This window comes from Janthinobacterium violaceinigrum, assembly GCF_009208555.1.
Lineage (GTDB): Bacteria > Pseudomonadota > Gammaproteobacteria > Burkholderiales > Burkholderiaceae_D > Janthinobacterium > Janthinobacterium violaceinigrum.
In genome coordinates, this window is the sequence record NZ_WFLI01000051.1 from 1 (window position 1) to 16,099 (window position 16,099).

At 66.9% G+C, this 16,099-nt stretch carries 12 protein-coding genes and 1 pseudogene; 7 read left to right on the forward strand and 6 right to left on the reverse strand.

Annotated features, from left to right (window positions below):
* Nucleotides 1-211: pseudogene (locus GCN75_RS26315) on the reverse strand (hypothetical protein); the annotation flags it as partial.
* Nucleotides 212-602: 391 nt separating this feature from the next.
* Between GCN75_RS26315 and GCN75_RS26320 the strand changes: the two are divergent.
* From GCN75_RS26320 to GCN75_RS26335, 4 genes are all read left to right on the forward strand, one after another.
* Complete coding sequence (locus tag GCN75_RS26320; protein WP_152284993.1) at nucleotides 603-1,835, forward strand: efflux RND transporter periplasmic adaptor subunit; 1,233 nt, start codon at nucleotides 603-605, stop codon at nucleotides 1,833-1,835.
* A 3-nt stretch (nucleotides 1,836-1,838) separates the two neighbouring features.
* Nucleotides 1,839-4,961 carry an efflux RND transporter permease subunit gene (locus tag GCN75_RS26325; RefSeq protein WP_152284994.1) on the forward strand — a complete coding sequence of 1,041 codons (3,123 nt, stop codon included), beginning with the start codon at nucleotides 1,839-1,841 and terminating at the stop codon, nucleotides 4,959-4,961.
* A 364-nt stretch (nucleotides 4,962-5,325) separates the two neighbouring features.
* Nucleotides 5,326-6,045: an MgtC/SapB family protein gene (locus GCN75_RS26330; protein WP_226941585.1), complete on the forward strand. Its 720-nt coding sequence runs from the start codon at nucleotides 5,326-5,328 to the stop codon at nucleotides 6,043-6,045.
* Complete coding sequence (locus tag GCN75_RS26335; RefSeq protein ID WP_152284996.1) at nucleotides 6,045-6,353, forward strand: hypothetical protein; 309 nt, start codon at nucleotides 6,045-6,047, stop codon at nucleotides 6,351-6,353. Before GCN75_RS26330 ends, GCN75_RS26335 begins: the two co-directional genes overlap by 1 nt.
* Here the strand turns inward: GCN75_RS26335 and GCN75_RS26340 are convergent.
* A complete protein-coding gene (locus GCN75_RS26340) occupies nucleotides 6,345-7,742 on the reverse strand; it encodes a sensor histidine kinase (protein WP_193317668.1) in 1,398 nt (465 codons plus the stop codon). The two genes, GCN75_RS26335 and GCN75_RS26340, sit on opposite strands and share 9 nt — an antisense overlap.
* Nucleotides 7,735-8,415 carry a response regulator transcription factor gene (locus GCN75_RS26345; RefSeq protein WP_152284998.1) on the reverse strand — a complete coding sequence of 227 codons (681 nt, stop codon included), beginning with the start codon at nucleotides 8,413-8,415 and terminating at the stop codon, nucleotides 7,735-7,737. Before GCN75_RS26345 ends, GCN75_RS26340 begins: the two co-directional genes overlap by 8 nt.
* Nucleotides 8,416-8,651: 236 nt before the next feature.
* On the opposite strand from GCN75_RS26345, the gene GCN75_RS26350 reads away from it, so the two are divergent.
* The 3 genes from GCN75_RS26350 to GCN75_RS26360 are packed head-to-tail and all read left to right on the forward strand — an operon-like array spanning nucleotide 8,652 to nucleotide 14,155.
* The gene (locus GCN75_RS26350; protein WP_152284999.1) at nucleotides 8,652-9,794 is read left to right on the forward strand and encodes an efflux RND transporter periplasmic adaptor subunit; all 1,143 of its coding nucleotides are present in this window, start codon (nucleotides 8,652-8,654) and stop codon (nucleotides 9,792-9,794) included.
* Nucleotides 9,787-12,891: an efflux RND transporter permease subunit gene (locus tag GCN75_RS26355; protein WP_152285000.1), complete on the forward strand. Its 3,105-nt coding sequence runs from the start codon at nucleotides 9,787-9,789 to the stop codon at nucleotides 12,889-12,891. The genes GCN75_RS26350 and GCN75_RS26355 overlap by 8 nt, the downstream gene beginning before the upstream one ends.
* A complete protein-coding gene (locus GCN75_RS26360; RefSeq protein ID WP_152285001.1) occupies nucleotides 12,878-14,155 on the forward strand; it encodes a TolC family protein in 1,278 nt (425 codons plus the stop codon). Before GCN75_RS26355 ends, GCN75_RS26360 begins: the two co-directional genes overlap by 14 nt.
* Before the next feature lie 67 nt (nucleotides 14,156-14,222).
* Here the strand turns inward: GCN75_RS26360 and GCN75_RS26365 are convergent, their stop codons facing one another.
* From GCN75_RS26365 to GCN75_RS26375, 3 genes are all read right to left on the reverse strand, one after another.
* Nucleotides 14,223-14,423, reverse strand: coding sequence for a hypothetical protein (locus GCN75_RS26365; RefSeq protein WP_152285002.1), 201 nt, complete (start codon nucleotides 14,421-14,423; stop codon nucleotides 14,223-14,225).
* Between the two features lie 80 nt (nucleotides 14,424-14,503).
* On the reverse strand, nucleotides 14,504-15,421 hold the full coding sequence (xerD, locus tag GCN75_RS26370; RefSeq protein WP_226941581.1) for a site-specific tyrosine recombinase XerD: 918 nt from the start codon (nucleotides 15,419-15,421) through the stop codon (nucleotides 14,504-14,506).
* Nucleotides 15,418-15,930, reverse strand: a complete 513-nt coding sequence (locus tag GCN75_RS26375; protein WP_152285003.1) for a methylated-DNA--[protein]-cysteine S-methyltransferase — start codon at nucleotides 15,928-15,930, stop codon at nucleotides 15,418-15,420. The genes xerD and GCN75_RS26375 overlap by 4 nt, the downstream gene beginning before the upstream one ends.
* Between the last annotated feature and the right edge of the window lie 169 nt (nucleotides 15,931-16,099).

The following is a 16,099-nucleotide window of genomic DNA, read 5'->3' on the forward strand; positions in this document are numbered from 1 at the left end:
CCACGCCGTACAGGCGCGCCGCGCCCAGGCTCCAGTAGCGCACGATGCCATCGCGGTCGATGCTGCGCACGGCCAGGCCCGGCGCCTGTTCGACGGCGGCGACGACAATGGACAGCAAGTCCAGCGCCGTGCCGGCCGCCCCGGCCTGCGGTTCGGCGGCGGCCAGCAGGCAGCCCGGCGACGGGGCGGCTCCGACAATCCGATCAGACATCAGCCCCCCGTGGCGCGGCCGCACGGCAACCGGCGAGCGAATGGCCTGGCCGGTAGCGCAACCATCCCGACCATTCTTGCGCGCCGGCGAATCGGCTTCTTGAGCATGCGCAAGCATCGTGACGCGCGCGGCGGCCAGGCCGGCAGTGTCTCCCGTCGCCGTTTTTTGCATTCCAGCCCCGATTTTATGCAATCTGTCGCACGGCGATGGCAGCCGGGGTTGAATCTTCCTAAAGTGGCAACATGCGCATCGCCGTGAACGGCCGCAGCGGCAGGCGTGCTGTCTGCGGTCGCCACGGTGATGCGCTACCCGAATTCCCCCGGCCCGCCACAGGCCGGCCGCATCGAGACCTGGCGCCGAACCCCTGCGCCGCTCCTGACCCAAAATACCTATGAAAAACGAGACCCTGCCCCCCGCCTCCCCCCTTGCAGCCACGCGCCGCCGGCGCTGGCGCGCCCCCGTGCTGATCCTGGTCGTGCTGGGCCTGGCCGGCGGCGGCTGGACCGTGATGCAATCGAAGCAACAGGCCGCCAAGGCGGCCGAACAGCAGGCCAGCAAGAAGAAGGAACAGGCAAAGACGCCCGTGCATGAACTGGCGCAGGGCGACGTGGCCGCCATCGATGCGCGCGCGCTCAGCATCAGCCTGCCCCTGTCCGGTTCGCTGGCGCCCGTGACCCAGGCCACCATCAAGGCCAAAGTTTCCGGCGTCATCCACGAGACGACCTTGCAGGAAGGCCAGCAGGTAGCCAATGGCCAGATCCTCGTGCGCCTGGACGCGGCCGACCAGCGCGCCCGCCTGACGCAGCAGCAAGCCATGCTGGACGAAGCGCAGGCACGATTGTCGATGGCCAGCAAGAATGAAGCCAACAGCCAGGCCCTGCTCAAGCAAAAATACATTTCGCAGACGGCTTACGACACCACGCAAAACTCGGTCGACCTGGCGCGCGCCAACGTCAAGTCCGCCGCCGCCCAGCTCGATATCGCCCGCATCGCGCTGGCCGACACGGTGATCCGCGCGCCGATGGCCGGCATCGTCAGCAAGCGCCATCTGCAGGCCGGCGAAAAAGTCTCGCCCGACATGCCCGTCTACACCATCGTCAACCTGGCCCAGCTGACCCTGGAAGCGCCCGTGCCCAGCGCGGAAATTCCCCGCATCAAGCTGGGCCAGGACGTGCACTTCAAGGTCGACGGCTTCGGCGCGCGCGACTTTGCCGGCAAGGTGGCGCGCATCAACCCCACCACCGAAAGCGGCTCGCGCGCCATGCTCGTCTACATCGCCGTCGACAATGGCGATGGCGCGCTACGCGGCGGCATGTTCGCCAAGGGCAGCATCGTCACCGAACGCTCGCCCGTGGCGCCGCTGGTGCCGCTGACGGCCGTGCGCAATGAAAAGCAGGGCCCCGTCGTGTATGCGCTGGTGAACAACAAGGTGGTCGCGCAGCCCGTCACCCTGGGCTTGCGCAACGAAGACGAAGGCTATGCGGAAGTGACGTCGGGCCTGGTGCCGGGCGCGAAAGTCATCGTCGCCAAACTCGATGGCGTCAAGCCGGGCCACGGCGTGACCTTTGCCGGGACACCCGCCGCGCCCGCAGCACAGCCGGCCGTGCTGGCACGGAAGGACTAAGCCATGTGGATGACCAAAGTCAGCATACAGAATCCCGTCTTCGCCACCATGGTCATGGTGGCGCTGGTGGTGCTGGGCATCTTCTCGTACCGGGGCCTGGGCGTGGAGAGCATGCCCAGCGTGCAATTCCCCTTCGCCGCCATTGAAGTGAACTATCCGGGCGCCTCGCCCGAGGCCGTGGAAAACGACATCACGCGCCCCATCGAGGACGCCGTCAACACCGTCAGCGGCATCAAGACCATCCGCGCCAACTCGTGGGAAGGACGCGCCGGCGTCTACCTGGAATTCGAGCTGTCGACGAACATGGACAAGGCCATGCAGGACTTGCGCGACAAGGTGGCCCTGGTGCGCCCCCGCTTCCCCAAGGAAGCCAAGGACCCGTTCATCGCCCGTGCCGAAGGCGACAACGAGCGCCCCATCGCCACCATCGTGCTGACGTCGACCGGGCATGACCTGCGCTCGCTGTCGACCATGACGGAACAGATCATCAGCAAGCGCTTCCAGGGCGTGGCCGGCGTGGGCCAGGTCAAGCTGCGCGGCCTGCGCGCGCGCCAGATCCTCATCAGCATGAAGCCGATCGAACTCAATGCCCAGGGCATCGGCGTCGATGAAGTGATCCGCGCCATCCAGGCCACGAATACCAACCTGCCGGCAGGCTCCATCAGCCATGGCGCGGCCGAACAGCTGGTGCGCGTGGAAGGCAAGATCAAGGATGCGCGCGAATTCGGCAAGATCATCGTGGCGCGCCGCGCCGTCGGTCCCGTCTACCTGGACCAGGTGGCCACCGTCGTCGACGGCGAGCAGGAAGAACTGTCGATCTCGCGCATGAACGGCCAGCAGGCCGTGACCATGGAAATCACCAAGGTACAGGATGCCAACGTGGTCGAAGTAGGCACCGGCATCCTGAAGGTGGCGGCGGACCTGCAAAAGACGCTGCCGCCCGATATCACCCTGCGCGTGCTGGACGACGAATCGGAGCGCGTGCAAAGCCAGCTCAATAACGTCAAGCGCACCATCATCGAAGGCGCCGTGCTGACCATGGTGATCGTCTTCCTGTTCCTGCACTCGTGGCGCTCGACCATCATCACGGGCTTGACCTTGCCGATCTCCGTGCTGGCCAGCTTCATCGCCATGAAGGCCTTCGGCTTCACCCTGAATTTCCTGACCCTGATGGCGCTGTCATTGTGCATCGGCCTCCTGATCGACGACGCCATCGTGGTGCGCGAAAACATCGTGCGCCACCTGGGCATGGGCAAGAACCACTACAAGGCGGCCAACGACGGCACCAATGAAATCGGCCTGGCCGTGATGGCCACCACGTTCGCCATCGTCGCCGTGTTCGTGCCCGTGGCCTTCATGGACGGCATCATCGGCCGCTTCTTCCTGCAGTTCGGCATCACCGTGGCCGTCGCCGTGCTGGTGTCGCTGTTCGTCAGCTTCACCCTCGACCCCATGCTGTCGTCCGTCTGGCGCGACCCCGTCAAGGACCGCTTCAAGTACGCGCCATGGCTGGGCCGCTTCATGGCCTGGATCGAGACGGGCATCGACCGCCTGCACGTCTGGTATGGCAAGGTACTGAAAGTGGCCCTGCGCTGGCGCAAGACCACCCTGGCCACGGCCGTGGCGCTGTTCGCGGGCAGCCTGATGCTCGTGCCCATGATCGGCGGCGAGATGTTCCCGGAAACGGACCAGGGCTGGGTCAACCTGCGCTTCAAGACGCCCGTCGGTTCCAGCCTCGAATACACGGATTCCAAGGTACGCCAGATCGAAACGGCGCTGAAGGAATTTCCCGAAATCGACAGCCTGGTGGCCAATATCGGCACGCCCGATGGCCGCAACACGGCCGAAGTGAACCTGAAGCTGACGGACATCAAGACGCACAAGCGCCGCTCGCAGCAGGAACTGGAAAAGCTGATCCGCGAACGCCTGGCGCCGATTGCCGGCATCACCCTGTCCGTGGGCCAGCGCCCCATCTTCATCGCCATCCTCGGCACGGATGAAGGCAAGCTCGATGCGGTGGCGCATACCCTGATGGACAAGATGCGCAACATCAAGGGCCTGGCCGACATGGAATACAGCCAGGAAGGCGCCAATCCGTCGACCACGGTGAAGATCAACAACGAGCTGGCCAGCGACCTGGGATTGTCGGTGCAGCAGATCGGCAATGCCCTGCGTCCGTTCGTGGCGGGCGACACGGTCAGCCACTGGCTGGCGTCCGACGGGCAAAACTACGACGTCAACGTGCAGCTGCCGAAATCAGGCAGGCAAAAGGTGGCCGACCTGGCCGACCTGTCTCTGGCGTCCAGCAAGCTCGATGCAAACGGCAAGCCCGTCATGATTCCGCTGCGCCAGGTGGTCGAATTCGTGCCGTCGTCCAGCCCGCAAGTGCTGAAACGCCAGGCCTTGCAGCGCCGGGTCGCCATCTATGCGGGCGTGCAGGGCCGCCCTGCCGGCGACGTCGACGCCGACGTGCAGAAAGCCATCAAGTCCATCGACCTGCCGCCCGGCGTGCGCTTCGACGTGGCCGGCAACGCGCAGCAGATGGCCGAAACCATGGGCGGCGCGATGATGGCGCTGGGCATCGCCGTGATCTTCATCTACCTGGTGCTCGCGTCGCAGTTCGGCAGCTTCCTGCAGCCCGTCGCCATCATGGTGTCCCTGCCGCTGTCCCTGATCGGCGTGCTGGCTGCGCTGCTGATTACGGGCAGCACCCTGAACATCTTCTCCGTGATCGGCTTCATCATGCTCATGGGCCTGGTCACCAAGAATGCGATTTTGCTGGTGGACTTCACCAACCAGCGCCAGCGCGAAGGCCTGGGGCAGTTCGAGGCGCTGATGGAAGCGGGACAAGTGCGCTTGCGCCCCATCCTGATGACGACCCTGGCGATGGTCTTCGGCATGCTGCCGATGGCCATCGGCATGGGCGACGGCGGCGAGTCGCAGGCACCGATGGGCCGCGCCGTCATCGGCGGCGTGATCACCTCGACGCTCCTGACGCTGGTGGTGGTGCCCGTCGCCTACACCTACCTCGACAGCCTGGGCAAGCGCGCCGCGCGCTTCTTCGGCGGCGACGACGAGCATGCGCACGCCGAATCCGCGGACGATGGCAAGGCACACGCCCACTGATCTGCCGGTCGCCTTCACCGTCCCCGCATTGGCGGGGACGACGCGGCGGCTTCCTGAAGAGAGCTTCAGTTGACCAAAGCGGCCCCGCTGGCTAGACTGTCCCCCGTTATCAATGATATGGAGTGACTCGTGGGTGCTTGTTCCAGTGACAGTAGTCGATTGACCATCGGCGATCGGCCTTAGGCAAGACGCGCGCATTCCGCCCGCCTTGCCCTCGGCAAGGTGCGGTTCTACCAGCGGCAGTACAGACTCGCCGCCATTTCCCTCCTCATCGTTCCCCCGTTATCGCCTGCTGACCCAATCCGGGCGGATTGTCTTCGCCCTGTGCACTCGCCTGTTCCTCCCCAGCCGGGAGAAACTGATGGTGGTATTTGACTTTGCGCTGCGCGTTGCCGCGGCATTGACCCTGGGCGCCATGATCGGCGCCGAACGCCAGCTGCGCCAGCGCATGGCGGGCCTGCGCACGAACGCGCTGGTGTCCGTCGGTGCCTCGCTGTTCGTGATGGTTTCCGTGCTCGAAGGCGATCCCGACGGCCACCTGCGCATCGCCGCGCAGGTGGTGTCGGGCATCGGCTTTCTTGGCGCCGGCGTCATCATGCGCGAAGGGATGACGGTGCGCGGCCTGAACACGGCCGCCACCCTGTGGTGCTCGGCCGCCATCGGCGTGCTGTGCGGCCTCGGTTTTGCGCTGGAAGCGGCCATCGGCACGAGCTTCGTGCTGGTCGCCAACCTGGTGCTGCGCCACCTGGCGCAGCGCATCAATGCCCACGGCAGCGAGGCGGGCATCGAGACGGAAAGCATCTACCGCGTCACGGCCGTATGCGAGGCGGAGCAGGAAGTCCAGGTGCGCAACCTGATGCTGCGCATGATCAGCGGCATGCCGGCGCTGATGCTGCAATCGCTGCACAGCGAGGACGCGGCGCAGGCGGGGCGCATCGAAGTGCGCGCCGACCTGCTCACGCCCTTGTCCAGCCTGGGATTGCTGGAGCAGATCGTCAGCCAGGTCAGCCTGGAAGGCAGCGTCTCGGCCGTGCGCTGGGCGCTGGTGAACAACGCGGAATTTGTCGCCGAGCGGGGTGTGTGATGAAAAAATGGCTGCTGTGGTTTTCCAAACGTGGGCCGGCGCTCGCCACCTACCGCCTGACCGTCACCTGCCCCGCCGCGCAGGCTGACCACGTGGTGCGCCTGCTGCTGGCCGAACTGAAGGGCGCGGGCCTGGCGCCGTCGCAGATGCTGCGCAGCTGGGATGAAGCCAGGCAGGTGGTGCGGCTGATCGCCACGGTGCTGTGCCAGGCCGTGCAGCGCGCCGTGCTGGTGCGCTTCGTCAACCGCGCGGGCGCCTGGCCGCAGGTGCGGCAAGTGCGCTGGGAAGGCGTGGCGCCTTCAGTCTGAAGCGGGCAGGCGCATGATGAACAGCGCGCCGCCTTGCGGGCGGTTCTGCGCCTCGATGCTGCCGCCGTATGCATGCACGATGGCTTGCGACAGGGCCAGGCCCAGGCCGAAGCCGGGTGCCTCGCCCGCGCGCGCCTGGGCGCCCCGGTAAAAACGCTCGAACAGGTGCGGCAAGTCTTCCACGCCGATGCCCGGGCCGGCATCGCTCACGCCAACGAGCGCGTCGCCGCCGTCGCGCGCCACGTGCACGCTGATGACGCTGCCGGACGGCGAAAACTTCACGGCATTGTCGAGCAGGTTGGCCAGCACCAGGTCCACGGGGCCGGCCGCCACGCGCGCATGCACGGGCGCGCCTTCATCGAAGACGATGCGGATGCCGCGCTGCGCTGCCGGCTTTTCCAGGCGCTGCGCCGCCGCCCGCACCAGCGGATTGAGCGCAACCGTTTCCACGGCATTGCGCTCCTGGCCCACGTCCAGGCGCGTGAGCATCAGCAGTTCTTCCACCAGGGTCGTCAGCCGCTGCACTTCATCGAGGCAGGAGGCCAACGCATCGACGTATTCGGGCGACTCGCGCGGACGGCGCAAAGTGATCTCGATTTCCGTGCGCAGGCGCGACAGGGGCGAGCGCAGTTCGTGCGAAGCGTCGGCAGTGAAACGCCGCTGCGCGTCGTAGCCGTGTTCCAGGCGGTCCAGCATGGCGTTCAGGGTATCGACCAGGCGGCCGATCTCGTCCCGCGTGCCGGGATGGGGCAGGCGCTGGTGCAGGCTGGCCTCGCCGATCGAATGCGCCTGCCGCACCACGTCGTCGATGGCACCCAGCACGCGGCGCGTGAGCATTTCGCCGGCCAGCCCCACGGCCGCCAGCAAGGCCAGCGCCATGGCGCCAAACAGCACGGTGGCCGCGGCCAGCACGTGGTTGACGTCGTCGAGCGAACCGGCCACCTGCACCGCCAGGCGTGCGCCGGACGCGGGCACGGGAACGGAGACCATGCGCAGCGGTTCCTCGCCGAACTTGGGCAAGGTTTCGAAGACGGTATCGCCGGCCGCCAGGCGCGCCAGCAGGGCCGCTGAGGCCGGCAGCTGCGCCGCCTCCAGGTTGCGGCTGCGCGCCAGCACGCGGCCATCGCCATCGATGATCTGCACCAGGCGGTCGAGCCGCGTCAACGACGGCGGCGCCAGGCCGGACGCCACCTCGTGCACCTGCACGGGCTGGCGCGGCGCGGCCGGCAGCATGGCCATTTCCGTCTCGGCCAGCGCCAGCAGGGCCGCATCGAGCTGGCCATGCACGGCGCGCGACAGGCCCCAGTAGCCGGCCAGCGCGGTGCAGGCGACGATGGCGAGGATAACGGCCAGGTGCACCAGCAGCAATCGCTTGCGAAAGCTAGCCACCATGGTTTTCCGCCAGGCGGAAGCCGCGTCCGCGCACCGTGTGGATCAAGGCCGGCAAGCCCGGCGCATCGACTTTTCCCCGCAGGTTGCGCACGTGGACATCGATCAGGTTATCGATGCCGATCAGGTCCGCCTGCCAGATCTGCTCGGCCAGGCGCGCGCGGCTGACCACTTCGCCCGCCTGGCGCAGCAGGATCAGCAGGATTGCGTATTCCTTGGGCGTGAGTACCAGCGGCACGCCGGCGCGCGTGGCCTGGTGGCTGACGGGATCGAGCGTCAGGTCGGCCAGCGCCAGCACCAGCGGACGGCTGATGTCGGAGCGGCGCAGCAGCGCCCGGATGCGCGCCAGCAGTTCTTCGAATTCGAACGGCTTGGTCAGGTAATCGTCGGCGCCCGTGTTCAGGCCCGCCACCCGGTCGGCCGTGGCGTCGCGCGCGGTCAGCATCAGCACGGGCGTCTGGATGGCGCGCGCACGCAGGTCGCGGCAGAAATCGATGCCCTGCTTGCCCGGCAACATCCAGTCCAGCACGATCAGGTCGTAGTCGACGGCGTAGCTTTCCTCTTCGCCTTCCTCGGCGCTGTGGGCCACGTCGACGACGAAGCCTTCTTCCTGCAAGCCCCGCGCCAGCAGGCGCGCCGCCTTGCGGTCGTCTTCCACCAGGAGGATTCTCATGCCTGCCTTTCCCATTGCGCCGTGTTTTCCATGCCTGCATTTTACCGCGCCGCACTGCGCGCGCGCGCAACCTGAAGAATGATTCAGGCGTTCTTGGGCGCTTCTTCAGGACGGCCTTGCTATGCTTTTCCGGCGCTGTAGTGACGCTGTCCGCGCCACCTGCGCCCCTTCTGACCGCCCGCCTGGGCATGGCATCCACGCATGCCCCATCACCACCAACAACAAGGAAACACGGGATGAACACGACCACCCCCAACACCCTGGGCGCCTGCTGCGCGCTCGCCGTGGCCCTCAGCTGCTCGGCCCTTGCCGGCTGCGCCAGACCGACGGCGGCGGCCACGCCGCCCGCCGAATCGCCGGTCCAGGCGCGCCATCTGGACGACGGCAGCATCGCCGTCGACAAGATGTCGCCGCTGCGCCAGCGCCTGCAGGTCGCCGCCGTGCTGGAACAGGATATCGCCACGCAGACGGATGCGCCGGGCAGCATCGAAGCCATGCCCGAAAAACTGGTGAAGATCACGCCGCCCCTGGCCGGGCGCATCACCCGATTGCAGCGGGCGCTGGGCGACAGCGTGAAGGCGGGCGAACCCCTGTTCACGCTGGATTCGGCGGAGCTGAGCGCCGCCTACGCGGACGACAGCAAAGCCAGGTCTGCCCTGCTGCAGGCGCGCCAGGAACTGGAGCGCCAGAAAACCCTGTTCGAGGCGGAAATCGCCGCGCGCAAGGAATACGAATCGGCGCAGGCCGCGTTCGCGCAAGCCAATAGCGACGCCCAGGCCAGCGCCGACAAGCTGGCCCAGTACGGCGCCAGCGCGCGCGCTTCGCGCCGCGACTACGTGCTGCGCTCGCCCATTGCCGGCACCGTGATCGCCATGGACGGCGCCCAGGGCGGCTACTGGAACGATATCAACGCGCCCGTCATGACGGTGGCCGACCTGTCCACCGTCTGGCTGTCGGCCAACGTGGCCGAGAAGGACCTGGCGCAGGTGGCCGTGGGCCAAACGGCGCGCATCAGTGTCGACGCCTGGCCAGGCAAGCACTTCGAGGGCAAGGTCGCGTACGTGGGCGCCGTGCTCGATGCGGAAACGCGCACGGTGAAGGTGCGCGTGGCCATCGACAACCGCGCCGGCACCTTCAAGCCGGGCATGTTCGCCCACGCGGGCTTTGCCGGCGCCAGCCGGTGCGCCATCGTGGTGCCGGCATCGGCCGTGCTGCAAAGCGGGCTGTCGACGCGCGTGATGGTCGAGCGCAGCCCGCTGCTGTTCACGCCGCGCACGGTGGAAGTAGGCGCCAGCCATGGCGGGCAGGTGGAAATCCTCGCCGGCCTGAAGGCGGGCGAGCGCATCGTCGTCAAGGAAGGAGTGCTGCTCAATGATTGACCGTTTCATCGCCACCTGCTGCCAGCGGCGCGGCATCGTCTGGCTGGTACTGCTGTTCGTCGCCGCCTACGGCGTGTACAGCTGGAAGCAGCTGCCCATCGAGGCGTATCCCGACATCGCCGACGTCACCTCGCAGATCGTCACGCAGGTGCCGGGCCTGGGCGCCGAGGAAATCGAACAGCAGATCACCATTCCGCTGGAACGCGCCCTGCTGGGCACGCCCGGCATGCATGTGCTGCGCACGCGCAGCCTGTTCGCGCTGTCGCTGATCACGGTGGTGTTCGAAGATGGCAGCGACGGCTACTTCACGCGCGAGCGGCTGCAGGAACGGCTCGCCAGCGTCAACCTGCCGTACGAGGCCAAACCGGGACTCGATCCCTACACCTCGCCCACGGGCGAAATCTACCGCTACACCCTGGAATCGAAAAGCCGCAGCCTGCGCGAATTGTCCGAGCTGCAGTTCTGGACCGTGATCCCGCGCCTGCAGCAGGTGCGCGGCGTGGCCGATGTGAGCAATTTCGGCGGACTCACCACGCAGTTCATGCTGGAACTCGACCCCGCAAAACTGGACAGCTACGGCTTCTCGCTGGCGCAGGTCAAGGACGCCATCAACGCCAACAATATCAGCGGCGGCGGCAGCGTCATCGACCGCGGCCAGCAATCGTACGTGGTGCGCGGCGTGGGCCTGCTGCACTCGCTCGACGACATGGGCAACGTCGTCGTCAGCAGCAAGAACGGCGTGCCCGTGCTGGTGAAGGACCTGGGCAAGCTCGCCTACGGCAACGTGGAGCGGCGCGGCATCCTCGGCAAGGACGATAACCCCGACACCATCGAAGGCATCACCCTGCTGCTGAAGGATTTCAACCCGTCCGAGGCGCTGGCGGGCATCCATGCGGCCGTCGACGACCTGAATGCCAACCTGCTGCCGAAGGACGTGAAGGTCGTTCCCTACCTGGACCGCAGCTCGCTGATCGACGCCACCCTGCACACCGTGGGATTTACCCTGGGCGAAGGCATGCTGCTCGTCGCCCTGGTGCTGCTGCTGTTCCTGGGCAGCCCGCGCGCGGCCGCCATCGTCGCGCTGACGATCCCGCTGGCCCTGCTGATCGCCTTCATCTTCATGCACCACTTTAAAATTCCCGCCAACCTGCTGTCGCTGGGGGCGATCGACTTCGGCATCCTCGTCGACGGTTCCGTGGTGGTGCTGGAAAACATGCTGCGCCGCCGCGAACGGGAACAAGAACGGCCCCTGACCCTGCAGGACGCCATCGAGGCTACCTTGCAGGTGGCACGCCCCATCATGTTCGGCATGGCCGTCATCATCGCCGCCTACCTGCCCCTGTTCGCCTTTCAGCGCATCGAATACAAGCTGTTCTCGCCCATGGCGTATGCCGTGGGCGCGGCACTCGTGGGCGCGCTGGTGGTGGCGCTGGTGCTGATACCGGGCCTGGCCTGGCTGGCCTTGCGCAAGCCGCGCCGCACCTTCCATAACCGCGTGCTGGAAAAGCTGGCGGCCGCCTATGGCCGCTTCCTCGAGCGCGCCGTGGGCAAGCGGCGCTGGGTGGTCGCCGTCTGCGCCGCCTCGCTGGCGGGGCTGGCCCTCCTGGGCGGCACCATCGGGCGCGACTTCCTGCCCTATCTCGATGAGGGATCGTTATGGCTGCAGGTGCAGATGCCGCCCGGGATCACCTTGGAAAAGGCATCCGAGATGGCCAGCGAACTGCGCCGCGCCGCGCTGGAATTTCCCGAAGTGTCGACCATCGTCACGCAGACGGGGCGCAACGACGACGGCACCGATTACTGGACGCCGTCGCACATCGAGGCGAGCGTGGGGCTGCATCCGTACAAAAGCTGGAAGTCGGGCATGAGCAAGCAGCAGTTGATCGCCAGAATGAACGAGCGCTTCGCCCGCATGCCCGGCTACACGGTGGCCTTCATGCAGCCGATGATCGACGGCGTGCAGGATAAATTGTCGGGCGCTCACAGCGACTTGACGGTAAAGATCTTCGGCAACGACCTCGATGAAGTGCGCCGCATCGCCGGCAAGGTGGCCGGCGTCTTGAAAGGCGTCCCTGGCGCTTCCGACGTGGCCGTGGACGTGGAACCGCCGCTGCCCAACCTGAAGGTGGAACTGGACAGGGCGAAGGCGGCCCGCTACGGCATCAACGCGGCCGACGTGGCCGACCTGATTTCCACCGGCATCGGCGGCGCGCCCATCGGCCAGGTCTACGTGGGCGAGAAAAGCTACGACATCTCCGTGCGCTTTCCCCCCGCACTGCGTTCCAGCCCCGACGCCGTCGCCAACCTGATGCTGACGGCCGCCAACGGCGCCAAGGTGCCGCTGGCGCAGGTGGCCAGCATCAGCACCACCTCGGGCGAAAGTGTGATCGTGCGCGAAATGGGACGGCGCCACATCATCGTGCGCCTCAATGCCCGCGGGCGCGACCTGGCCGGCTTCCTGGCCGAAGCGCGCCCGCTGGTGGCGCAGGCCGTGGCCAACGAGCACCAGCGCATCAGCGTCGAATGGGGCGGCCAGTTCGAGAACCTGCAGCGCGCGCAAAGCCGGCTGGCCCTGATCCTGCCGATGACCCTGGGCGCCATGTTCCTGCTGCTGTTCGGCCAGTTCCGCAACCTGCGCCAGCCCGCGCTGGTCTTGCTGGCCGTGCCGCTGGCCATGCTGGGCGGCCTGGCCGCGCTGCACCTGCGCGGCATGACCCTCAACGTGTCGAGCGCTGTGGGCTTCATCGCCCTGTTCGGCGTGGCGGTCCTGAATGCCGTGCTGATGCTGGCGCAGATCAACCGCCTGCGCGGCGAAGAGGGAAAGAGCCTGCGCGACGCCGTGCTCGAAGGCGCGCGCGACCGCATGCGCCCCGTGCTGATGACGGCCACGGTGGCTGCCCTGGGACTGACGCCGGCCATGCTGGCCACGGGCCTGGGCAGCGACGTGCAGCGCCCGCTGGCCACCGTGGTGGTGGGCGGCCTGGTGACGGCCACGGCGCTCACCCTGCTGCTGCTGCCGGCCCTGTATTACCTGATCGAGGCGTATGTAGCAAAGCGCCAGACGCAAACCGAAGGAACGATCCATGACACGATTTAATTGCATCCTGGCGGCCTGCCTGCTGGCGCCCTGTGCCGCCGCCGCCCCCCTGACCTTCGAGACCTACCTGTCCGCCGTGGAGAGCAACAGCCTGGAACTGCAGGCGCAGCAGCAAGGCATCGTCTCGGCCAAGGCGGGCATCGGCATCGCCGGCCTGCGTCCCGATCCCGAGTTCACCCTGGGCGCCACGCGCGAGACGGTGCGCAGCGTCGAGCACCGTCCCGTCACGTGGAACCCGGCCATCAGCATGGCCATCGAGACGGGCGGCAAGCGCGCCGCGCGCCTGAAAGCGGCGCACAGCAATGTCGCGCTGGCCGAGGAAACGGTGGCCGGCTTCAGGAGCGAACTGTATGGCACGGCCGCGGCGGCGTTCACGGAAGCGTGCCGCACGCGCGAAGTGGCCGCGCGCAAGCAGCAGACCATGGCGGCCCTGTCGAAAGTGGTGGAAGCGAATACGGTGCGGCGCAAGGCGGGCGACGTGGGCGGCATCGAGCTGCTGCAGTCGCGCGTGGAACGCGACCAGTTCCAGGCCGAACTGGCGCAGGCGCGCAGCGAGGCCGACAGCGCCATGCTGAACCTGTCGCCGCCGCTGGGGCGCCCGTTCGACGCCCTGTTCCCGCAGGCGCAGCTGGCCTGCGATTTCAGCGTGGTGGACGGCGGCGACGCCAGCACCCTCGTGCCGCTGGCGCTCGACGCCCGCAGCGACGTGCGCATCGCCCGCGCCACGCTGGACAATCTGCGCGACGGCGCGGCGCTCGTGCGCGCCAACCGCTCCGTCGACCCCACCGTCACGCTGGGCCTTGCCGCCGCGCGCGGCTACCATGACGGTATCGACGGCAGCGGCAATCCCGTCGATGGCGCGGCCCGCTCGCGCGTGCTGTCCGTCTCGCTGGCCATCCCCATCCCCCTGTCGCGGCGCGACAAGGGCGACGTGGTGCAGGCCGAGGCGGGTGTCACGCAGGCGATGCTGGCCTTGCGCCAGGCGGAACTGCAAGCGGAAACGCAAGTGCGCACGGCGCAGCAGCAGCTGCGCGCGGCGCAGGAGCGGCTGGCGCGCTACCGCGACGGCGTGCTGGTCGATGCGCAAAAGGTGGTCGATGGCATGCGCCTGTCCTACTTCAGCGGCAATGCCTCGCTGCTGGAATGGCTGGCGGCGCAACGTTCGGCCGATGAGGCCTACCAGGGCTATGTGCAGGCGCGCGCCGATGCGGCCATCGCCAGCACGCAGCTGCAACTGGCCATCGGCCGGCGGCCGACGTTATAGCAAGGGGAAGGCAAGTACGAGGCGGGGCCGGCGCGGCCATGCCGCACCGGTCAGGAAGAACGGGGAATTACTGCGGCTGCGCGGGAGCGTCGCCGTCGGCGGCGGCGTCAACGTCGGCGTCGTCCGCTTCCGGCTCATCGCCGTCGGCGCCATCGGCCGGCTTGGGATTGTTTTTCGCTTCCAGCTTGCGCCTGGCTTTTTCCTCGGCTTTCTTCTTCTTTTCCAGCTCTTTTTGCCGTTTTTCGTATTGGAAATTTGTCTTGGCCATTTACTACCTCTTTAGTTTTTAGATGTTACAGATAAGCACATAAGGCACATTATGACGTAGTTGGGCCAAACACCAAATGTTTAGCCTCGCGGATGATGCTGCGCATGCAGCAGTTTCAGCCGTTCGCGGGCCACATGCGTGTAAATCTGCGTGGTGGAAATATCGGAGTGCCCCAGTAACAATTGCACAACACGCAAGTCTGCCCCATGGTTCAGCAAATGGGTGGCGAACGCGTGGCGCAGCGTGTGCGGCGACAGCGGCGCCGTGATGCCGGCGCTCAGCGCATGCTTCTTGATCACGACCCAGAACATTTGCCGCGTCATGGCGCCGCCGCGCCGCGTGACGAACAGCGCATCGTCCATCTGGCCGTCGAGGATGACGCCGCGCGCTTCCTTCAGGTAGCGCTCGATCCACAGGCGCGCCTGTTCGCCGAACGGCACCAGGCGCGTCTTGCTGCCCTTGCCCGTGATGCGCAGCACGCCGTCGTTCAGGCTCAGCTCCACGGATTTCAAGTCCACCAGTTCCGACACGCGCAAGCCGCTCGCATACATGAGTTCGAGCATGGTGCGCTCGCGCAGGCCCAGCGGCGTGCTCACGTCCGGCGCCGCCAGCAGCGCTTCCACCTGCGCTTCGCTCAAGGTATGCACGAAGCGCGCGGGCTGCTTGGCCGACACCATCTTCAGGCAGGGGTCGGCCGCGATATGCTTGTGCCGCAAGGCCAGCTGGTAAAAACGCTTGAGCACGGACAGGCGCCGGTTCGACGAGGTCGCCTTGCTCTCGTCGTGGCGGGCCGCGAAATACGCTTCGATATCGGCCGTGGACACGTCGTACAGGCCCTCGCGTCCGGGCCGGTTCACTTCCAGCCAGCGCGCAAACAGGCGCATGTCGCGCCGGTAGGCGTCCAGCGAGTTTTTCGACAGGCCGTCTTCCAGCCACAGGCTGTCGCAGAATTCATCGATCAGGGTGGCGTTATCGGGCGCCAGCAGGCTGTTCATCATCGTGCCGACCACCGCATGCCCTCGACGCCTTCGTGCGCCAGCAGCCAGCGCTTGACGCCTAGGTGAAAGCCCTTGGCATCGTCGTGGTGGGAAAAACCGCCCAGGCCGCCGGCAGCCGTGACGCGGTGGCACGGGATCACCAGCGGGTACCAGTTGGCGCCGCAAGCCTGGCCCACGGCGCGCGGCGCCGAGCCGATAAAGCGGGCCACGTCGCCATACGTGCGCACCTGGCCGCGGGGAATCTGCGCGATGGCGGCCCAGACCGTGTGCTGGAAGGCGCTGCCCTGCGCGGCCAGGGGCAGGTCGAACGGCGCATCGGGGTCGCGGAAATAGCGCGCCAGCTGCGCGCACGCCAGTGCGGAGACGGCATCCTGCGCGTCTTTTTCCGCAAAGTGCGGCGGCAGGTAGACCAGTTCGCGCAGCTGGCCGTCCTGCGTGCGCACGCCCATGGCGCCGAACGGCGCGGCCACGATGGCGCTGAACAGTTCACTGCCCTGTTGTTTTTTCATCTGCTGATCATTATTCAAGTGTGGCATATATGCAACCTGCTGGCGCGGGAGACGGCGCCACGGCGATTATGCACCGACTTTGGACGTGCCGGCGGACGTTTCCGGGGCACGAAAAAAAAGCGCACCAGTCGGTGCGCTTCAAATATTGCTTCACGTTCCCGGTCGTTTG